The sequence below is a fragment of the Arhodomonas sp. KWT genome (assembly GCF_010993615.1).
This window is the reverse complement of sequence record NZ_WNXE01000709.1, coordinates 1-861: the sequence shown is the minus strand read 5'-3', so window position 1 is coordinate 861 and position 861 is coordinate 1. Positions and strand designations below refer to the sequence as shown.

Sequence of the window (861 nt, the reverse complement as noted above, 5' to 3'; positions counted from 1 at the left end):
TCGGTGTGCGCCTCGAGCGCCTCGGCGCGGTGGGCGGTGGCGCTCCCGGAGAGGCGCTCGGCGAGGCGGTGGGCGCTGGCGAGCTGCTCGCGCGCGGGGGTGAGGTCGAGCTGGTCGCCGCCGGCACCGGGCTGGCCCCAGGTGGTGAGGTAGAGGCCCTGGTTGGCGCGCACGGCGCCGAAGGCGTCGGAGCGCAGCTCGAAGCCGTTGCCGCGCAGCGCACCGCGGTGGTTGTCGCGCTGGTGGATGAGGTAGCCGAGGTTGAGCTGGCTGGCGGCGTGGTCGCTGGCCAGGCGCAGGCGCTGCTGGCCGGTGGCGTCGTCGAAGACGAGCTCGTTGTGGCCGCTGGCGCGGTAGGCGCGGGAGCGCAGCCCCGAGAGCAGGCCGTTGCTGTGCCACGGCGGCGGGGTGGCGGCGTTGAACACGCGCGCGGTGATCAGCGGTCGGTCGGGGTCGGCGTCGAGGAAGTCGACGAGCACCTCCTGGCCGACGCGGGGGGTGAACACCGCGCCCCAGCCGGCGCCGGCGCTGGGTTCGGCGACGCGCAGCCAGCAGCTGTCGCGCTCGTCGCCGCGCGCGAGGCGGTCCCAGTGGAAGCGGACCTTCACGCGGTTGAGGTGATCGGTGTGGATCTCCTCGCCCTCGGGGCCGACGACGGTGGCGGTCTGGGGGCCGGCGAGCACGGGGCGGGGGTGCTCGAGCGCGGGGCGGTAGGGGATGTGGGCGCGCTGGGCCTCGAGGGAGACGAGGTAGTGGCCGGTGCCGGCGCTGCGGTAGTCCTCGCGCTCGTCGCCGTGCGCCTCGAGGCCGTGGGCGCGGCGGGCGGCGTCGATGTCGGGCTGGAGGCTGCCGGGCAGGGCG

The 861-nt window shown here is 76.3% G+C and carries 1 protein-coding gene; it reads right to left on the bottom strand.

Annotated features, from left to right (window positions below):
• A partial coding sequence (locus G7A99_RS21890; protein ID WP_163144062.1) for a type VI secretion system Vgr family protein occupies positions 1-861 on the bottom strand: 861 nt, incomplete at both ends.